14 protein-coding genes, 1 tRNA gene and 1 riboswitch are annotated in these 18,265 nt (G+C 69.5%); of the genes, 3 read left to right on the forward strand and 12 right to left on the reverse strand.

The features are described 5' to 3' along the window. Positions 1–101 precede the first annotated feature (101 nt). Entirely contained in the window at positions 102–332 is a 231-nt protein-coding gene (locus ACFXDJ_RS27485; RefSeq protein ID WP_384650905.1) for a DUF4287 domain-containing protein, read from the forward strand. 126 nt (positions 333–458) lie between these two features. On the opposite strand, the gene ACFXDJ_RS27490 is transcribed toward ACFXDJ_RS27485, so the two are convergent. Next, positions 459–1,310, reverse strand: coding sequence for a Bax inhibitor-1/YccA family protein (locus ACFXDJ_RS27490; RefSeq protein WP_384650907.1), 852 nt, complete (start codon positions 1,308–1,310; stop codon positions 459–461). 184 nt (positions 1,311–1,494) lie between these two features. Further along, a tRNA-Leu gene (locus tag ACFXDJ_RS27495) sits at positions 1,495–1,576 on the reverse strand. Positions 1,577–2,028: 452 nt separating this feature from the next. On the opposite strand from ACFXDJ_RS27495, the gene ACFXDJ_RS27500 reads away from it, so the two are divergent. Further along, on the forward strand, positions 2,029–2,793 hold the full coding sequence (locus ACFXDJ_RS27500) for an ABC transporter ATP-binding protein (protein ID WP_384650945.1): 765 nt from the start codon (positions 2,029–2,031) through the stop codon (positions 2,791–2,793). A gap of 52 nt (positions 2,794–2,845) precedes the next feature. After that, on the forward strand, positions 2,846–5,395 hold the full coding sequence (locus tag ACFXDJ_RS27505; protein ID WP_384650909.1) for an ABC transporter permease: 2,550 nt from the start codon (positions 2,846–2,848) through the stop codon (positions 5,393–5,395). Between the two features lie 77 nt (positions 5,396–5,472). On the opposite strand, the gene ACFXDJ_RS27510 is transcribed toward ACFXDJ_RS27505, so the two are convergent. From ACFXDJ_RS27510 to ACFXDJ_RS27555, 10 genes are all read right to left on the reverse strand, one after another. Continuing rightward, positions 5,473–6,804, reverse strand: coding sequence for a class I SAM-dependent methyltransferase (locus ACFXDJ_RS27510; protein WP_384650911.1), 1,332 nt, complete (start codon positions 6,802–6,804; stop codon positions 5,473–5,475). Between the two features lie 144 nt (positions 6,805–6,948). After that, positions 6,949–8,334 carry an NAD(P)/FAD-dependent oxidoreductase gene (locus tag ACFXDJ_RS27515; RefSeq protein WP_384650913.1) on the reverse strand — a complete coding sequence of 462 codons (1,386 nt, stop codon included), beginning with the start codon at positions 8,332–8,334 and terminating at the stop codon, positions 6,949–6,951. Between the two features lie 431 nt (positions 8,335–8,765). After that, positions 8,766–9,707: an exopolyphosphatase gene (locus ACFXDJ_RS27520; protein WP_384850657.1), complete on the reverse strand. Its 942-nt coding sequence runs from the start codon at positions 9,705–9,707 to the stop codon at positions 8,766–8,768. Further along, positions 9,704–10,261 (reverse strand): DUF501 domain-containing protein, encoded by a 558-nt coding sequence (locus ACFXDJ_RS27525; RefSeq protein WP_384850659.1) that lies wholly within the window; start codon positions 10,259–10,261, stop codon positions 9,704–9,706. The genes ACFXDJ_RS27520 and ACFXDJ_RS27525 overlap by 4 nt, the downstream gene beginning before the upstream one ends. 40 nt (positions 10,262–10,301) lie before the next feature. Then, positions 10,302–10,790 (reverse strand): septum formation initiator family protein, encoded by a 489-nt coding sequence (locus tag ACFXDJ_RS27530; protein WP_384650917.1) that lies wholly within the window; start codon positions 10,788–10,790, stop codon positions 10,302–10,304. A 90-nt stretch (positions 10,791–10,880) separates the two neighbouring features. Then, positions 10,881–12,167, reverse strand: coding sequence for a phosphopyruvate hydratase (eno, locus tag ACFXDJ_RS27535; RefSeq protein WP_384650919.1), 1,287 nt, complete (start codon positions 12,165–12,167; stop codon positions 10,881–10,883). A 296-nt stretch (positions 12,168–12,463) separates the two neighbouring features. After that, entirely contained in the window at positions 12,464–13,162 is a 699-nt protein-coding gene (locus ACFXDJ_RS27540; protein WP_384650921.1) for a transglycosylase family protein, read from the reverse strand. A gap of 2 nt (positions 13,163–13,164) precedes the next feature. Next, a riboswitch (cyclic di-AMP (ydaO/yuaA leader) is annotated at positions 13,165–13,336 on the reverse strand. Positions 13,337–13,612: 276 nt separating this feature from the next. Beyond that, a complete protein-coding gene (locus ACFXDJ_RS27545; protein ID WP_384650922.1) occupies positions 13,613–14,728 on the reverse strand; it encodes a transglycosylase family protein in 1,116 nt (371 codons plus the stop codon). 103 nt (positions 14,729–14,831) lie between these two features. Next, positions 14,832–16,775: a recombinase family protein gene (locus ACFXDJ_RS27550; RefSeq protein ID WP_384650924.1), complete on the reverse strand. Its 1,944-nt coding sequence runs from the start codon at positions 16,773–16,775 to the stop codon at positions 14,832–14,834. Positions 16,776–16,991: 216 nt separating this feature from the next. Beyond that, the gene (locus ACFXDJ_RS27555; RefSeq protein ID WP_384650947.1) at positions 16,992–18,239 is read right to left on the reverse strand and encodes a cytochrome P450; all 1,248 of its coding nucleotides are present in this window, start codon (positions 18,237–18,239) and stop codon (positions 16,992–16,994) included. Positions 18,240–18,265 lie beyond the last annotated feature (26 nt).

An 18,265-nucleotide genomic window follows, 5' to 3' on the forward strand; every position in this document is an offset into this window, starting at 1 on the left:
CCGGCCGACCTTACGCGCCGCCGCGGCACCATTGCCAACGGGCGAACTCTCCGGCACGGTGGCGTGAAGAGAGCAGAACGGCGATACCTCCGGAGGCGCCCATGTCCGTAGAGTTCTCCGAGCAGACACACCGCAACATGATCGACAGAATCCCCGAGACCACCGGTCGTGAACTCTCCGACTGGCTCCGCACCGTGGACGAGGGCCCCTCCCTCATCCGGTTCGAAGAGAAGGTCAGCTGGCTGCGCGGCGCGCACGAGCTCTCGTACGGCCAGGCCAAGGCGATCATCCACGAGTACGACCTGCGCAGGGCCGCCCGCAGATTCGGCTGAGCGGCGAGCCCCTGCCCCTGTCCTTGTCTCCGACCTCCTGACCCCCTGACTTCCTGACCCCCGACACGCGGGAAGGCCCCGCGAGCGTGTGCTCGCGGGGCCTTCCTCTGCTCAACGGGTACGGGGTCAGTCGCCCTTGAGGATGGAGATCAGGCGCAGCATCTCCATGTAGATCCACACCAGGGTCATGGTGAGGCCGAAGGCCGCCAGCCAGGACTCCTCGCGCGGGGCGCCGTAGGTCACGCCGTCCTCGACCTGCTTGAAGTCCATGGCGAGGAAGCAGGCGCCGAGGATGATGCCGATGACACCGAAGAGGATGCCGAGGCCGCCGCTGCGGAAGCCGAGGCCGTCGCCGCCCGCGAAGATCGAGAACAGCAGGTTGACGACCATCAGGAGCATGAAGCCCATGGCGGCCGCCATCACGAAGCCGACGAAGCGCCGGTTCACGTTGATCCAGCGCATCTTGTAGGCGATCAGCACGCCGGCGAAGACGCACATCGTGCCCATGACGGCCTGGATGACCGTGCCGGGGCCGAGGTAGGTGCTGGTGGCCGAGCTGATGACACCGAGGAAGACGCCCTCGAACGCCGCGTAGGCCAGGATCAGCGCCGGGACGGGCTTGGCCTTGAACGACTGGACCATCGCGAAGACGAACGCGACGAGCGCGGCGCCGATGGCGATGCCGTACGAGGTCTTCAGGTTGGCCGCGTCGACCGGAAGCGCGATCCACGAGATGACCGCCGTGAGGATGACCGTGCCGAGCGTCATGGCCGTACGGCTCACGACGTCGTCGATGGTCATCGCGTTTCCGCGGACCGGCGCCTGCGGCATACCCGTGGCCGGGTCGGTCGCGTAGGGGTTGGTCGCGTACGGGTTGGTCGTGGTCCCGGCCTGGGGCTGCTGCGTGCCGAAGCCCGCGTAAGCGCCGTTGTCGCGGCTGAACCCCCGTCGCGAGAAGACCGGGTTGCTGCTCCTCATCTCACTCCTCCGTGGCCACCGTGCGCGGCCTTGGTGTCAAGAGTAATGCGGTAGCAAAGGAATCGCCCTACTGCTCTAGGAGGATTTTCCGGGCCGCCCTCGTCGCGGCCCCGGCAAAAAAAGCGGCGGGGGCCCCTCGGGCGCCCCCGCCGCTCGCGCTTCCGCTTCGCGCGGAACGTCGTCGTGCCCGAAGCCGGACTTGAACCGGCACGACCCGAAGGTCAGCGAGGTTTAAGCTCGCCGTGTCTGCATTCCACCATCCGGGCAAGGCATAGCGGCCCCCTGGGAAAAGCCCTGAACCCTGCGGGCGAGTCTATCCGTCGGAACTACGCCCCGACCTGGGAGTCTCGCCGATGTTGTCTGATTTCATTGGTGATTGATGGGGCGTCAGGGCAGAGAACGCACGGTCGGCCCCCTCACCGCATCGATCATGGCCACGTGGGATTGACGGGATTTCGACGGCCCGCGCCACCCCGCGCGCCACCCCCTCAGCCGCGGCCGCCGCCGGGTCCCTCCCCTTACTCCGCGCGGCCGGCCGTCATACCAGAGGAGGAGACCGGCCCCTCCTCGGTCAGACTCCAGTGGCCCGTGGAACGGGCATCACGGCTGATCCGGAGCGGGGGTACCCGCCACGAGGATGGAAGGGTCCCGCCCAACCGCGGACCGTGAGCCCGGTCCGCAGGCCCCGTCCCTGTCAGGAGTCGCCCCCGTGACCACCATGAACTACGCCCCGCACACCTCCCAGGCCGTCGCCGCGCGCGCCACCGGCCTCTCCAAGGTGTACGGCCAGGGCGAGACCCAGGTGGTCGCCCTGGACAACGTCACCGTGGACTTCGCCCAGGGCCAGTTCACCGCGATCATGGGCCCCTCGGGCTCCGGCAAGTCCACGCTGATGCACTGCGTGGCCGGTCTGGACACCTTCTCCGCCGGATCCGTCCGCATCGGCGAGACCGAGCTCTCCACGCTCAAGGACAAGCAGCTCACGCAGCTGCGTCGGGACAAGATCGGCTTCATCTTCCAGGCCTTCAACCTGCTGCCGACGCTGACCGCCCTGGAGAACATCACGCTCCCCATGGACATAGCGGGCCGCAAGCCCGACAAGCAGTGGCTGGACTCGGTGATCAGCATGATCGGCCTCTCCGAGCGTCTGGGCCACCGCCCCACCCAGCTCTCCGGCGGCCAGCAGCAGCGCGTGGCCGTCGCCCGCGCCCTGGCCTCCCGCCCCGAGATCATCTTCGGTGACGAGCCCACCGGAAACCTGGACTCGCGCTCCGGCGCCGAGGTCCTCGGCTTCCTGCGCAACTCCGTCCGCGAGCTCGGCCAGACCGTCGTCATGGTCACCCACGACCCGGCCGCCGCCTCCTACGCGGACCGCGTGATCTTCCTCGCCGACGGCCGCATCGTCGACGAGATGCTGAACCCCACCGCGGACGGCGTGCTCGACCGCATGAAGGCCTTCGACGCCAAGGGCCGCACCAGCTGAGGGACGTTCCCTCCCCGTCCCCGCTGACCCCTTAACTCTGGACTCCTCCACCATGTTCCGTACCGCCCTGCGCAACGTACTCGCGCACAAGGCCAGGCTGCTGATGACGGTGCTCGCCGTCGTCCTCGGCGTCGCCTTCGTCTCCGGCACGCTCGTCTTCACCGACACCCTCAGCAAGTCCCTCTCCAGCCAGTCCGCCAAGAGCTACGACGGCGTCGCGGTCTCCGTGACCTCCTACGGCCAGCGCCGCAACGAGGACGGCCAGAAGGAGGGCGAGGCCGGGATCTCCCAGCAGACCCTGGCCAAGGTCCAGGCCCTGAGCGGCGTCGACTCGGTCTCCGGCCGGGTCTCCGGCTTCGCCGGCGTCGGTGACGAGAAGGGCAACCTGATCGGCTCCGGCTGGTCCAACAAGGGCTCCAACTACGCCCCGGTCAAGGACGGCAAGGATCCGCGCTACACCTTCACCGAGGGCGCCGGCCCGGCCAGTGCCGGCCAGATCGCCCTCGACCGGGCGACCGCCGACGCGGGCAAGTACAAGGTCGGCGACAAGGTCCGCGTCGCCACCAACGGCCCGGTGAAGGAGTACACCCTCTCCGGCGTCTTCACCACCGAGGACGGCGCGGTCAGCGCGGGCGGCAGCCTGGTCCTCTTCGACGACGCCGTCGCCCAGGAGCTCTACCTCAAGCCCGGCTTCTACGAGGAGCTGTCGGTCGCGGCCAAGGCCGGCACCTCCGCCGACCAGCTGCTCGCCGAGATCAAGCCGCTCGTCGGCGAGCACACCAAGGCCCAGACCGGCGCCGCCCTCGCGGCCGAGCAGGCGAAGGAGGTCGAGAAGGGCATGACCAGCATGAACACGATGCTCCTCGCCTTCGCCGGCATCGCGCTCTTCGTCGGCGTCTTCCTGATCTACAACACCTTCACCATGCTGGTCACCCAGCGCACCAAGGAGCTGGCCCTGCTGCGCGCCGTCGGCGCCAACCGCGGCCAGGTGATGCGCTCGGTGCTCGCCGAAGCCGTCGTCGTCGGCGTGGTCTCCGCCGTCGTCGGCCTGATCGCCGGCATCGGCCTGGCCATCGGGATGCGCTCCGCCATCGAGGCCTTCGGCGCCAAGCTCCCGGCCGGCGACCTCGTGATCGCCCCGGGCACCATCGTCGCGGCCCTGGTCATCGGCGTGCTCGTCACCACCCTCGCCGCCCTGCTGCCCGCCTGGCGCACCGGTCGCATCGCCCCGGTCGCCGCCATGGGCAGCGCCCACCTCCCGGCCACCGCGAAGTCCCTGGTCGTGCGCAACGTCATCGGCTCGGTCATCAGCCTCCTCGGCATCGGCCTGGTCCTGCTCGGCGTGTCCGCGGGCGGCTCGAACGGCCGCCTGTTCGTCGGCGCCGGCGCGTTCTTCATGCTCATCGGCCTGATCGTGGTCCTGCCGCTGCTCTCCAAGCCCTTCATCGCGGCGGTCCGCCCCGCGCTCCAGAAGGTGTTCGGCATCCCGGGCAAGCTGGCCGCGCAGAACGCCGTGCGCAACCCGCGCCGCACGGCCGTCACCGCCGCCTCCCTGGCGATCGGCCTGACCCTGGTCACCACCCTGTCGGTGCTCGGCATCACCCTGGGCCAGGCCATCGACCGGATGAGCACGGACAAGCTGAAGGCCGACTACCGGGTCTCCATGGCCGCCGAGGGCATGAGCCTGGACAAGTCCGTCGTCGAAGCCCTGGCCAAGGCCCCCGGCATCAAGGAGGCCTCCCCCCGTGCCGAGGGTTACCTGAAGATCGGCGACGACACCGACTCCGCCTCCGGCGTCAACCCGGCGGCCATCCGCTCCATGCTGAACATGGAGACCGTCAGCGGCTCGCTGGACAGCCTCGCCCGGGGTGAGGTGGCCGTCGCCGAGAAGACCGCGAAGAAGCAGAACCTCTCGGTCGGCTCCGCGCTCCAGGTCCGGTACGAGGACGGCAAGAAGGCCACGCTCAAGGTCGGCTCCGTCTACAAGGACCTCGACGGCCTGCTCTCCCCGTACGTGCTCGACAACAAGATCCTCAGCGAGCACAGCGAGAACCTGTACATCCCCGAGGTCTACGTCAACACCACCGACGGCGCCTCGAAGACCGCGCAGCAGGCCGTGGTCGACGCCCTCGGCAAGAACCCGGCGATGAAGGTCGCCACCCAGCAGGACGTGCGCAACGAGATGGGCGGCCTGATCAACACCATGCTGAACATCATGTACGGCCTGCTCGGCATGGCGCTGATCATCTCCGTCCTCGGAGTGGTCAACACCCTGGCCATGTCCGTCTTCGAACGGACCCAGGAGATCGGCATGCTGCGCGCGATCGGCCTCGACCGCAGCCGGGTCAAGAACATGATCCGCCTAGAGGCGGTGGTCATCTCGCTCTTCGGCGCGGTCCTCGGCGTCGCCATCGGCATCTTCCTCGCCTGGGCGGTGGGCACCACCATCGCCAAGAGCATTCCGGACTACTCCCTGGTCCTGCCCTGGGACCGGATCGGCATCTTCCTCCTGCTGGCCGGCGTGGTCGGCGTGCTGGCGGCCATGTGGCCCGCCCGCAGCGCGGCCCGGCTGAACATGCTGACCGCGATCAAGACCGAGTAGCACCGGCCGGACGAACGGCGAAGGGCCCCGCGACCTCCACGGCCGCGGGGCCCTTCGCCTTCGCCGTTCCCGTTCCCCTACCGCTGCGCCGGCCACTCCCGGGCCCGCAGCGGCATCCCGGAGTCCGCCCGGCCCGGCCCCTCGCTGCGCACCGCGAGCACCTGGTTGACCCCGAGCCGGTTGTGCTCGAAGCCGAGCGCCGAGGCGGCCATGTACAGCTTCCAGACCCGGGCCCGGCCGGGCGAGGTCAGCCGGACCGCCTCCTCCCAGTGCTCCTCCAGCCGTGCCACCCAGGCCCGCAGGGTGAGCGCGTAGTGCTCGCGCAGCGCCTCCACGTCGCGGACCTCGAAGCCGGCCCGCTCCAGTTCGCCCACGGTGGTGCCGAGCGGGGAGAGCTCGCCGTCGGGGAAGACGTAGGCGTCTATGAACTCGTCGATGCGGTACGCCTCTTCGTCCGGCTCGGGGCGCCGGGCGATCTGGTGGTTCAGCAGCCGGCCGCCGGGCCGCAGCAGCCCGTACAGGGTGTGGGCGTACGCGCGGTAGCGGTCGGCGCCCACGTGCTCGGCCATGCCGATGGAGGAAATGGCCTCGTACGGGCCGTCCTTGACGTCCCGGTAGTCCTGGATCCGGATGTCCACCAGGTCCGCCAGCCCCTCCTCGGCGACCCGCTTGCGGGCGTACGCGGCCTGCTCGCGCGAGAGCGTGATCCCGGTGACCCTGGCCCCGTACTCGCGGGCCGCGTGCAGGGCCATGGAGCCCCAGCCGCAGCCGACGTCCAGGAGCCGGTCGCCGGGCTTGAGGGCGAGCTTGCGGCAGACCAGGTCGAGCTTGTCGCGCTGGGCCTCCTCCAGGGTGCCGCCGGGGCTCCAGTAGGCGCAGGAGTACACCATCGAGGGGCCGAGGACATGGGCGTAGAACTCGTTGCCCACGTCGTAGTGGTGGCTGATGGCCGCGCGGTCGCGGCCCTTGGTGTGGCGCGGCCCGCCGCGGCGCAGGGCCTCCTCGGGCGGCGGAGCGGGCGCCGGCCAGGGCCGCGCGAGGCCCACGAGGTCCCGTACGGCGGCGCGCGCCGCGGGATCGCGCAGCAGCGCGAGCGTTCCGGCGGAAGCCTCGGGCGACGGTTCCTCGCCGGGGGGACGGCCGCGCTCCCACAGCAGGGGCGCCACCCGGTCCAGGAGGGCGAACAGATCGCCCTCCACGGTCATGTCCCCCGAGACCCAGGCCCGTGCCAGCCCCAGTTCGCCCGGCTTCCACAGCAGGCGGCGCAGGGCACGGCGGCTGTGGAAGACGAGTACGGGGCCGGTGGGCGGGCCCGCTTCGCTGCCGTCCCAGGCCCGGACCCGCACGGGCAGGGGGGCGCCGAGCAGGGTCTCGGCCACAGCGGCCAGCCGCGGCGCGGCGTCGGTCATGGCACACCTCCATAACGGTCCGACCCAAGCGTCTACCCCACCTCGGCGGCGGACAATCCGCCGGACACGCCGAAGGGGCCGCCCGCACCACGGATGGCGGGCGGCCCCTTCGGGGTCACGCTGGGGGAGTTCGGCCGGAGCCGGTCAGGAGGCCTTGGCCTTCTCGGCCGGGGCAGCGGCGGCGGCCGGAGCCGGCGCCGGCTTGGCGGCCTCGTAGAACTCCTCGCGGGGGGTCTCCAGGGCACCGAGGGAGACGACCTCGCGCTTGAGGAACATGGCGAGGGTCCAGTCGGCGAAGACGCGGATCTTGCGGTTCCAGGTCGGCATGGCCATGCCGTGGTAGCCACGGTGCATGTACCAGGCGAGCCGGCCCTTGAGCTTGATCTTCATCTTGCCCATGACGATCATCGCCACGCCCTTGTGGAGGCCGAGGCCCGCCACCGCACCCTTGTTGGAGTGCGAGTACGGCTTCTGCGGGAAGCCGCGCATCCCGGAGATGACGTTGTCGCCGAGGACCTTGGCCTGGCGCAGCGCGTGCTGGGCGTTCGGCGGGCACCAGGCGTTCTCCACGCCGGCCTTGCGGGCGGCGAGGTCGGGCACCTGGGCGTTGTCGCCGGCGGTCCAGATGTAGTCCGTGCCCTTGACCTGGAGGGTCGGCTCGGCGTCCACGTGGCCGCGCGGGCCCAGCGGCAGGCCGTAGCGGGCCAGCACCGGGTTGGGCTTGACGCCCGCGGTCCACACCAGGGTGTTGGAGTCGACCTCAAGGCCGTTCTTCAGCACCACGTGGCCGTCCACGCAGGAGTCCATGGAGGTGTTGAGGTAGATCTCGATGCCGCGGGACTCAAGGTGTTCCTTGCCCCAGGTGCCGAGCTTGGGCCCGACCTCGGGAAGGATCTTGTCGGCCGCGTCGACCAGGATGAAGCGCATGTCCTCGCGCTTGATGCTGGTGTAGTACTTCACGGCGTCGCGGGCCATGTCCTCGACCTCGCCTATCGTCTCGGCGCCGGCGAAGCCGCCGCCGACGAAGACGAAGGTGAGTGCCTTGCGGCGGACGTCCTCGTCCGTCGTGGACTCGGCCTTGTCCAGCTGCTCAAGGACGTGGTTGCGCAGGCCGATGCCCTCTTCGACGCCCTTCATGCCGATGCCCTGTTCGGCGAGGCCGGGGATCGGGAAGGTGCGGGAGATGGCGCCGAGCGCGATCACCAGGTAGTCGAAAGGCAGCTCGTACGCCTCGCCGACGAGCGGCGTGACGACGGCGACCTTGCGGTCCTGGTCGATGCTGGTGACCCGGCCGGTGAGGACCTCAGCCTTGGGAAGCACGCGTCGCAGCGGGACGACTACGTGCCGAGGCGAGATGCTGCCTGCGGCCACTTCGGGGAGGAAGGGCTGGTAGGTCATGTACGAGCGCGGGTCGACGACCGTGACGGTCGCCTCGCCGTAGCGCATCTTCTTCATGATGCGCTTGGCTGCGTACAGGCCTACGTACCCACCTCCTACAACGAGGATCCTGGGACGCTCCGTGGTGCTCATGGAACGAGTATCCAGCACCCCAAGGGGTGACGCTCGTGAGCCCCTTCACAAGGGGCTGGAGACCCTCTGCTACACTCCGCCGCCCACGTGACCGAGGTCATGGCGCGAAGCGGGAACCAGGGTGTAACGGGAGTCGTTGAAGACCAGGCCTGAACTGGCCTCCAGCCCTTTGGGCGGAGTAGACCACCGGGTTCGTGGATACCTACCGCCGGACCCTCGCGGCGGCCGCCATTCGCACGAACGCTCGTAAAAAGAAGGCCCGAGGGGCCCCCGAGTCACCCAAAAGGCGCCTCAAGAGCCCTCACGGGCATCTTTTCCTTGTGAAGAACTTCACGAAGTTCATGTGGACGACGGGACCTAAGGCCCCCGTAAGACCCTCGAAAGGGCCCGGACGCGCCCTCGGGGACCCCCGGAGACCCCCGGGACTCCCGTCAGCCCACCGACCAGGCGATGCCGTCCAGGATGTCGTGCTCCGAGACCACGACCTCCGTGGCGCCGATCCGCTCCATGATCGCCAGGAGGACCAGGGCGCCCGCGCCGATCACGTCGACGCGGCCCGGGTGCATCACCGGGATCGCCGCGCGCTCGGCGTGCGTCAGGGTCAGCATCCGCTCGCTGACCTCGCGGACCGTCTCGTAGGGGATCCGGGCGTGGTGGATCGCCGAGGAGTCGTACTCCGCCAGGCCGAGCGCGATCGCGGCGACCGTGGTCACCGAACCGGCCAGGCCCACCAGGGTGCGCGCCTCGGCCAGCGGGACGCTCTCGGCGGCCAGGTCCAGCGCCGCCTCGATGTCGGCCCGTATGGCGGCGACCTGCGCCTCGGACGGCGGGTCGGTGACGACCCCGTCGACGACCAGGTGGCGCTCGGTCATCCGGACGCAGCCGACGTCCACGGACCGGGCGGCCCGGACGTGCTCCTCGCCGACCACGAACTCGGTCGAGCCGCCGCCGATGTCCACCACCAGGAAGGGCTTCTCCAGGTGGTCGGTGCCCTTCAGCTCCTTCGTGGCCCCGGTGAAGGAGAACTCCGCCTCCTGGTCCCCGGTGATCACCTCGGGCTCGACGCCCAGGATGTCCAGCACGCCCCGGACGAACTCGTCCCGGTTCTCGGCGTCCCGGGAGGCCGAGGTGGCCACGAAGCGCAGGCGCTCGGCGCCGAGCTCCTTGATGACCGCCGCGTACTCGCGGCAGGCCGCGAAGGTGCGCTCCAGCGCCTCCGGGGCCAGCCGGCCCGTCTTGTCGACGCCCTGGCCGAGGCGGACCACCGTCATCCGGCGGTCCAGCTCGGCGAACTCGCCGGTCGAGGGGTCCAGGTCCGCGACGAGGAGACGGATGGAGTTCGTACCGCAGTCGACGGCCGCGACCCGGGTCACGCCCGCGACTCCTTCTGCTCCTCGCACGGGGCCTTCTCCGCGCACGGGGTGACGCAGGCGCCCTTGGCCCACCACTCGGGCAGCATCGCCAGGGCCTCGTCGCCGAACGGGTTCACGCCCGGGCCCGCGGCCAGCGAGTGGCCGACCAGCACGTGCAGGCACTTCACCCGGTCCGGCATGCCGCCGGCGCTCGGGAAGCCTTCGAGCACCTCGATGGCGTCGCGGCGGGTGATGTAGTCCTCGTGCGCGGCCCGGTAGGCGGCGGCCAGCTCCGGGTCCTCGGCGAGCCTGGCCTGCATCGCCTTCATCACGCCGTTGGCCTCCAGCGTGCCGATCGCACCGGCGGCGCGCGGGCAGGTCAGGTAGTACAGCGTCGGGAAGGGCGTGCCGTCGGGGAGCCGCGGGGCGGTCTCCACCACGTCCGGCTGCCCGCACGGGCAGCGGTGCGCGATGGCGCGCAGCCCGCGCGGCGGGCGGCCGAGCTGCTGCTGGAACGCCTCGATGTCGGCGGCGGTCGGCTCGGTCCGGTCGGTCTGGGGCGGGGGCGTCTGCATGCCTGGAGGAAGTCTTTTCGTAATCGTGGATGGGTGGGACTCAGTCGCCCGGGCGGTCGGCCTTGTCGACGCCGTCCCAGACGTTGGAGTACCAGGGCCGGTCGGTGGCGGCCTGTCCGCCGCGGCGGTGTTCGGCCGCCTCGGCTCCGGGGGCGTTCATGATGTAGCTGGTCTCCCCCGGCCGGACGAAGTGCAGGTGCTTGCGCGCCTGCTGCTCCGCGTACGCGTTGTCCTGCCAGCGGGCCTTCTCGTCGCGCAGCCGTTCCAGCCGGTCCCGCGCGGAGACGGCGGCCTTCTGCTGCTCCGCGATCTCCGAGCGCTGGGACACGTACTGGCGCATCGGATACGCGAGGGCGACGACCAGGGTACAGAGGACCAGGACGAGCAGGGCGGCCCGGCCGGTGAGCCGGCTGCGGCGGACCTGGCGGCGGGACTGCGAGCGGTAGACGTGCGCCGCGGTCCGCTCGCCCAGCTGCTTGAGCCTGGTCGCGGTCGAGAACGTGGCGAACCGGTCCCGGTTCCCGGCCATTGATCCGCCTCCCCTATATGCGCACTACGCAATACGTCCCCGCACACGGTACGGGACCGAGTGCGGGGACGTAGGGAGGCTAGGGCGTGATTAGCCCTTGAAGCGCGGGAAGGCGCTGCGGCCCGCGTACACCGCGGCGTCGTCGAGGATCTCCTCGATGCGCAGCAGCTGGTTGTACTTGGCGACGCGGTCCGAGCGGGCCGGGGCGCCGGTCTTGATCTGGCCGCAGTTCACGGCGACCGCGAGGTCGGCGATGGTGACGTCCTCGGTCTCGCCGGAGCGGTGCGACATCATGCACTTGAAGCCGTTGCGCTGGGCCATCTCGACGGCGTCCAGGGTCTCGGTCAGCGAACCGATCTGGTTCACCTTGACGAGCAGGGCGTTGGCCGAGCCCTCTTCGATACCGCGGGCGAGACGCTCCGGGTTGGTGACGAAGAGGTCGTCGCCGACGATCTGGACCTTGGAGCCCAGGCGGTCGGTGAGGGTCTTCCAGCCCGACCAGTCGTCCTCGAACAGCGGGTCCTCGATGGAGACCAGCGGGTACGCCTCGACGAGCTCGGCGTAGTAGTCGGTCATCTCGGCGGCCGAGCGGGACTGGCCCTCGAACTCGTACTTGCCGTCCTTGTAGAACTCGGACGCGGCGACGTCGAGCGCGAGCGCGATCTGGGTGCCCGGGACGTAGCCGGCCTGCTTGATGGCCTCGACGATGAGGTCGAGCGCGGCGCGGTTGGACTCCAGGTTCGGCGCGAAGCCGCCCTCGTCGCCCAGACCGGTGGAGAGGCCCTTGGTGTGCAGGACCTTCTTGAGGGTGTGGTAGACCTCGGCACCCCAGCGAAGGGCCTCGGAGAAGGACTCCGCGCCGATCGGGGCGATCATGAACTCCTGGATGTCGACGTTGGAGTCGGCGTGCGACCCACCGTTGAGGATGTTCATCATCGGAACGGGCAGCAGGTGCGCGTTCGGACCGCCGAGGTAGCGGAACAGCGGGAGGTCGGAGGCCTCGGACGCGGCGTGCGCGACGGCGAGGGAGACGCCGAGGATGGCGTTGGCGCCGAGGGAGCCCTTGTTCTCGGTGGCGTCCAGGTCGATCATCGCCTGGTCGATCAGGCGCTGCTCGGTGGCGTCGTAGCCGACGAGCTCCGGGCCGAGCTGCTCGATGACGGCGAGGACGGCCTTCTCGACACCCTTGCCCATGTAGCGGTTGGGGTCACCGTCACGGAGCTCTACGGCTTCGAACGCTCCGGTGGAGGCGCCGGACGGAACTGCAGCACGGCCGGTGCTGCCATCGTCGAGGCCAACCTCGACCTCGACCGTGGGGTTGCCTCGGGAGTCCAGGATTTCCCGGGCTACGACGACGTCGATGGACGGCACGAGCATCTCCTTCTGGGATGTGACGCTGAGTGTGCGGTGGCATGTCAGGCCGTGGGATGGCCTTGCCGCTTAGAGCCTAACCGGCTCCGAGCACTCGGCGACCCGACCGCCCGGGTCCTGGGACGAAAAAGGGCCTGAATGCCCCTCTTACGGGACATAGGGCTCTTGCCCGGAGGGGGCTGCCGGACCCGCCATCAGGAAAAACGTCGGGCACGCACCACCGCCCGGCGCGTGGGGGGTTACGCGCCGGGCGGTGGAAATCCTGCGTGTTGCGAACGCTATTGCGACTGTTGCCGCAGGGTTCAGCTGAGCTTCAGCTTCTGACCCGGGAAGATCAGGTCGGCGTCCGAGACGATGTCCTTGTTGAGCTCGAAGAGCTTCTCCCAGCCGCCGGAGACGTTGTTCGCCTCGGCGATGGTGCCCAGCGTGTCGCCGGACTTGACCTCGTAGGAGCCGTTGCCGGTCTTCGGGGCCTCGGTCTTCGGCTTGGACGGGGCGGCCGGACGCTCGGAGCGGTTGGCCGGAGCCTCGGAGCGCTTGGTCTCCTTCTTCGGCTCGGCCTTCTTCTCCTGCTTCTTCGTCTCGGTCTTCTTCGGGGCGGCCTCGGTCTCGCCACCACCGGTGTAGCCGGCGTTCGACAGGCCCACGCCACAGGACGGCCAGGCGCCCTTGCCCTGGCCCTTGAGGACCTTCTCGGCGATGGCTATCTGCTGGGACTTGGAGGCCTGGTTGGCCTGCGCGGCGTACGCCTTGCCGCCGTACGCGGCCCACGTGGAGGACGAGAACTGCAGGCCGCCGTAGTAGCCGTTGCCCGTGTTGATGGCCCAGTTGCCACCGGACTCGCAGGAGGCGACGCGGTCCCACTCGGCACCGGTCGCGGCGGAAGCGGTGCCCGCGGCCATCAGCGGAGCCGCGACGGCGACACCGGCGACGCCGGCCAGCGTGACGAGCCGGACGGCCTTGGAGCCGCGGCGGTGCTTGCCCTTGGCAGAAAGCAGCATGGAGTTCTCCTCACCGACGCCTTCGAGGTGAGCTGTCGGGTTCGGGCGAGTGAGTGCCCGGCCAGGCGACCTAGCGCCTGTCTTAACCCCTAGCCGGTTCCGTGACCGTCTCTCAACGGCCGGTTCCGGCGCCTACCTTGGTTCCCCCGCTCCTGCCTTCGGCGCTTGCGCGACGAGTGTTCCCTCCGTCCGCCGGCAGGATTCGGCGATGCGGTCGAAGGAGCCCGCGGTGGCGAGCGATTCAGAAGGTAGACAGGTCTCCCCCCGATGTTCAACGAGCGACATCGGGGGGAAACGGTGCCTACTTGCGCTCTCCGCGGGGGTGTTTGCGCAGGTGAGGGCGGGGTTTGCGGAACCCTCGGGACCTGACACGCCAGTTGACCGGAAGAGACACATGTCTCACTTACGGAAAACGGACAATCAGGTGGTTCCCGGGCGCCCCAAGTGTCCCTATTGGTGGGTTAGATCCAGGTTCTGACCAGGCGTGATCAGATCGGCGTCCTTGCCGATGACCTGCTCGTTGGCCTTGTAGAGCGCGTTCCAGCCGCCCTTCACACCCTTGGCGTCCGCGATGGCGGCCAGGCTGTCGCCCGCCTTCACGGTGTACGAGGGCTCCGACGCGGCATCAGATGTGACGGGCGCCTCAACCGCGGCCGGGCCGCGGTGCTTACCGGCACCCCCCGCCGGGGCGGCCGGGTCGGTGGTGGCCCCCGGGGTCGCCGGGACGGCCGGGTCGGCGGGCGTGACGGGCGTGACGGGCGCCGCCGGGTTTGCGGGAACGGCCGGCGCCGTGGGGTCCGCCGGGTGCGCGGGGTCGGCCGGATGCGCCGGGTGCGCGGGGTGCGTCGGATCCGTGGGCGTCACGGGCGCGGCCGGGTCCGTGGACGGCGCCGTCGGGACGGCGGGGTCCGCCGGGTGCGCGGGAGCCGTCGGGTCGCCCGGGAGCCCCGGAGGCGTCGCCGGGAGGTCCGGCATCGGCATGACGGGCAGCGGGTAGTCGGGCAGCAGGAAGGCCGGCGTGCCCGAAGGGGAGGGAGCCGGGGCCTTGGGGGCCGGCGCGGTCGGCGCCCCGAAGTCCGTGGAGGGCGCGGGCGTCCCGAGGTACGGAACGGAGCCGTCCGGACGGGAGACGGAGTGCGAGGCCGCGCTGCCGCCCCCGGGCAGGCCCGGATCCACCTCGGCGGCGGGCCCCTGCTGCGAGAGTCCGGCCGGCGCCCCGCACAGGGGCCACGCCTGGGGCCCCTGGGAGGCCAGCACCCGCTCGCCCACCGCGATCTGCTGGGACCGGCTGGCGAGGTCGGGGCGCTCGGCGAAGTCGAGCCCGCCGGCGTTCTTCCACTGCTCCTGGGTGAACTGCAGCCCGCCGTAAGCGCCGCTGCCGAAGTTCGCGCTCCAAGTACCGCCGCTCTCGCACTCGGCGACCTTGTCCCAGGTGGAGGTCTCGGCCGCGCTCGCGCCGGTGGCCGCGAGCAGCGGCAGGGCGAGGGCGGAGCCGGTGACTCCGGCGGTGACGACAAGTGCGGGCACCTGTCGGGGGCGTCTGTGGCGGCCGTTCCCGGAACGCATGAGGCTGCACCTTTCGCATAACGGCGGGGTAACGGCAGAACCTAGCGGCCTTCGAACGCCTGTCACAAGTTCAGACGTCCACTGACTTCCGGTCAGGCGGGTTTCAGGTGTTTTGGGGGGTGGAACGGGACTTCGCCGCGCGCGCCATCACCCTCAGGGGCGGGATCGGCGGGTGGACGTACACCGGCGTCCCGGCACGCTGCTCGTTCAGCCACTCCACCAGCAGCGGCCATGCCTCCTGGTGCCACCAGGAGAGCTGCCGCTCACGGATGCGCTGTGCCGTCCCGAACTCCATGGGCATCTCATTCCAGGTGATCCCCGTACGCAGGCGATGCAGCATGCCGTTCAGGGCCAACCGCAGGTCGATCTTGGTCTTGGTGAACGAAGCCGGTGAGTAGATCGTCTCCAGGATGCTCCGCACCCCGGCCCACTCCTCCTCCACCACATCGGCCGGCACATCCTGCTTCGTGGCCACGTGCCACTCCGTCACCGGGCAGCGCGCACCGGCCTTCTTCTTGAAGCGGTGGTTCTCCACCTTCACCTGGACATCGAACAGCCGGAACAGCTCCGCCTTCTCTTCCAAGTCGGGAGTGTCCAGACGCGGCTGCGCCCCGAGAGGGGGCTGCCCCCTCTCCATCGCCTGGGTCTGCTCGTAGCCCTCGAGCCAGCCCTCGGCCTCGCGGAGCGTCTTACGAAGAGATTCCAGTTCCATGTTCGGACCCGACAGAGCCTCTTCCGTAGCCTCGTCGTCCCACCTGAACTTCACGCTGCGGCGCATCAGCTCCGAGACTTCCAGCTTCTTCTCGGTCACCTGCGCGCGCAGCTCGACCACACGTTCCTCGTAGCGCTCCTTGCTTGCAGGGAGCGGCGCCGTCCCTTCCTTGGCGAGCCCCTTGACCAGGGTGCGGTCGTCGAGGAGCCTCGCGAGCTGTCCCCAGACCGCGTCCTCGACCTCGCCTGCGTCCAGGTAGACGTCGTCGCACCTGTGGGCGGTGCCCTTACAGCGGTAAACGCGCGTCTCGTCGCGGCGGACGCCTCCGCCGATGTAGACCTCCCCGCAGTTCCCCTTGATCCGGGTGGAGAGGGGGTACAGGGAGTTCTCGCGACGAGACTCGAAGCCGAGCTTTTCGATGGCGGCACGGAGTTGCGCTCGACGTTCCACGTCGAAGATCTCCGGCATGGGAATCTTGACGGCTACTCCGTACTTGCGGTTTCCGTCCTCATCGACCGCTGTCTTGCCGCCTTCCTTCCGGTAGGTGACATAGAGCTCGAGGATGGGTTCGCCGCCGAGACGCTTGGCGAGGTTCCCGACCGTCCAGGGGCGCCCGCTCCTGGTGAACATCTTGTTCTTGTTGAGGTAATCGCAGGTCTCGGAGTAGTTCAGCTCAAGATCGATGAGGCAATGCGCCGCCGTCACCAGGATGTGAACTTCGCCCTCGCACAGAGCGATGATCGATCTGCTCTGCCCCTTGTTCAGCAGCTCGAATCCGTACGGCGGGGGTCCACCTGCCCAGCCGCCCGCCTGGAGCTTCCGCTCGCGACCGTTCCAGGTCCGGGAGAAGATCATCTCGTGTTCCAACTCGGCGAGGTACGCCAGGACCGGCATGTCGACCTTGAACTTGGAGGCATCAGCCGAGTCGATCCGGTCGTCCGAGGTGACTACGCGCGTCCCCTTGTCGACCATCTCCCAGATCCAGTCGTTGATGATCCGGACGGTGCGGCCGTACCGGTCAAGCTTCTGCGCGATGGCCAGGTCGACCTTGCCATCCCGGACGAGCTGTTCGATGAGTGCCTTGTCATCGCGCTGGTCGCGCTTCCCGGAGACACCGTCGTCGACGAAGACGCCGACGATCTCGTAGGGGGTGTCTCGCAAGTGGCAGTCGAGCCACGCCCGGCAGTCCTGCTCCTGCTGCTTGAGGCCGGACTTCGCGCTCTGCGCCTTCGTCGACACCCGGAGGTAGATGACGACCTGAAGGACGCCGTTCTCGGTCTTGTTGCCCCGGCTTCCACTTGCCTTGCTGTTCCTAGGCAGGGTTGAATCACGCACGGTCAGTCCTTCCCGACTGGCAAGTCAGACCCTGGAGCCTTCTTAGCGGGACGCTCCGGGGTCTTGGCGTTTCCAGCGTAGGCGCCTCGGAAGGCGCCTGTGAGGCACTTCGGTCCATCACACCTACGGTCAGACGGCACGGCGGAGTCGCCCAGCCGGTGAGGCGGATGCGGACCTACCGCGTCAAACTCAGGCTCCCTCCCGCAGGGGCCTTCGTCATACCCGGGGGCCGGGGCTCGGGGTGAAGCGGACTGGCAGAGTGCGCAAGCCCCGCATGATGAGACCACCCCGCCAGCGCAGCTCTGAGGGTTCTACGGCGAGTTCCAGGTCGGGCAAGCGGGTCAGCAGTGCGGCAAGGGCGGTTTGGCCCTCCAGCCGGGCGAGCGGGGCGCCCAGGCAGTAGTGGATGCCGTGCCCGTATCCGAGGTGCTGGTTGTCGGTCCGAGAGAGGTCAAGGGTGTCCGGGTCCGCGAACCGCTCGGGGTCGCGGTCGGCGGCGGCGAGGACGACGAGGACGGGGTCGCCGACTGGGATGTCCTGGCCGCCCAGAGTCAGCGGTTGAGTCGCGTACCGCCAAGTGGCCATCTCCACAGGGCCGTCGTAGCGGAGCAGCTCTTCGATGCCCGTCTCCAGCAAGTCTGTCTCTCCGGCTGCGAGAGAGGTCTGGAGACGCTCGCGCTGGTCCGGGTTCCGCAGCAGGGCGTAGGCCCCGTTGCCGATGAGGTTGATCGTCGTTTCAAAACCGGCAAAAAGTAGCACAAAACACATCGCGGCGGCCTCGTTCTCGGTGAGGTGTTCGCCGTGGTCACTGGCCCGGATCAGATCGGAGATCAGGTCGTCGCCCAGGTCGTCGCGCTTGCGGTGGATCAGCTCGACGAGGTAGCCGCGGATCTGCTTGACGGAGCGGGCCACCCCGCCGCGCGGGCCGCCTGCATGCCGGATCATCATCCCGGCCCAGTCGCGGAAGTCGTCCTGGTCCTCTCGCGGTACGCCGAGCATCTCGCAGATGGCGTAGATGGGGAGCGGGAAGGCGAACTCGTGGATGAGGTCGGCCTCCCCCCGGTCTGCGAAGCCGTCGAGGAGCTGATCCGTCAGCTCCTCGACGCGCCCAGTGAACTCGGCGACCCTGCGCGGGGTGAACGCCTTCGACACCAGTCGCCGCAGCCGGGTGTGGTCCGGCGGGTCGATGTTGAGCAGGTGCGTCATCAGCTCCGCCTTGCGCTCCCCCGGGATCCCCGTCTTGCCCTTGGCGTGAGCCGATCCCGCGTGGTGGGCCGGGTTCTTGCTGAGCCGCTGGTCGGCGAGGGCCTGGCGGGCGTCGGCGTACCGGGTGACCAGCCAGGCCTCGACCCCGCTGGGGAGCTTGGTGCGGTGCACGGGCGCGTGCTCGCGCAGCCAGGCGTAGGCCGGGTACGGGTCGGTCGCGAACTCCCAGTCGAACAGGGTCGGGCCGGACCCGTCCACGGAGTGGGCGGCGGTGGGCTCTTCTG

Source organism: Streptomyces sp. NPDC059443, from assembly GCF_042750105.1.
In the GTDB taxonomy this organism is placed as follows: Bacteria; Actinomycetota; Actinomycetes; order Streptomycetales; family Streptomycetaceae; genus Streptomyces.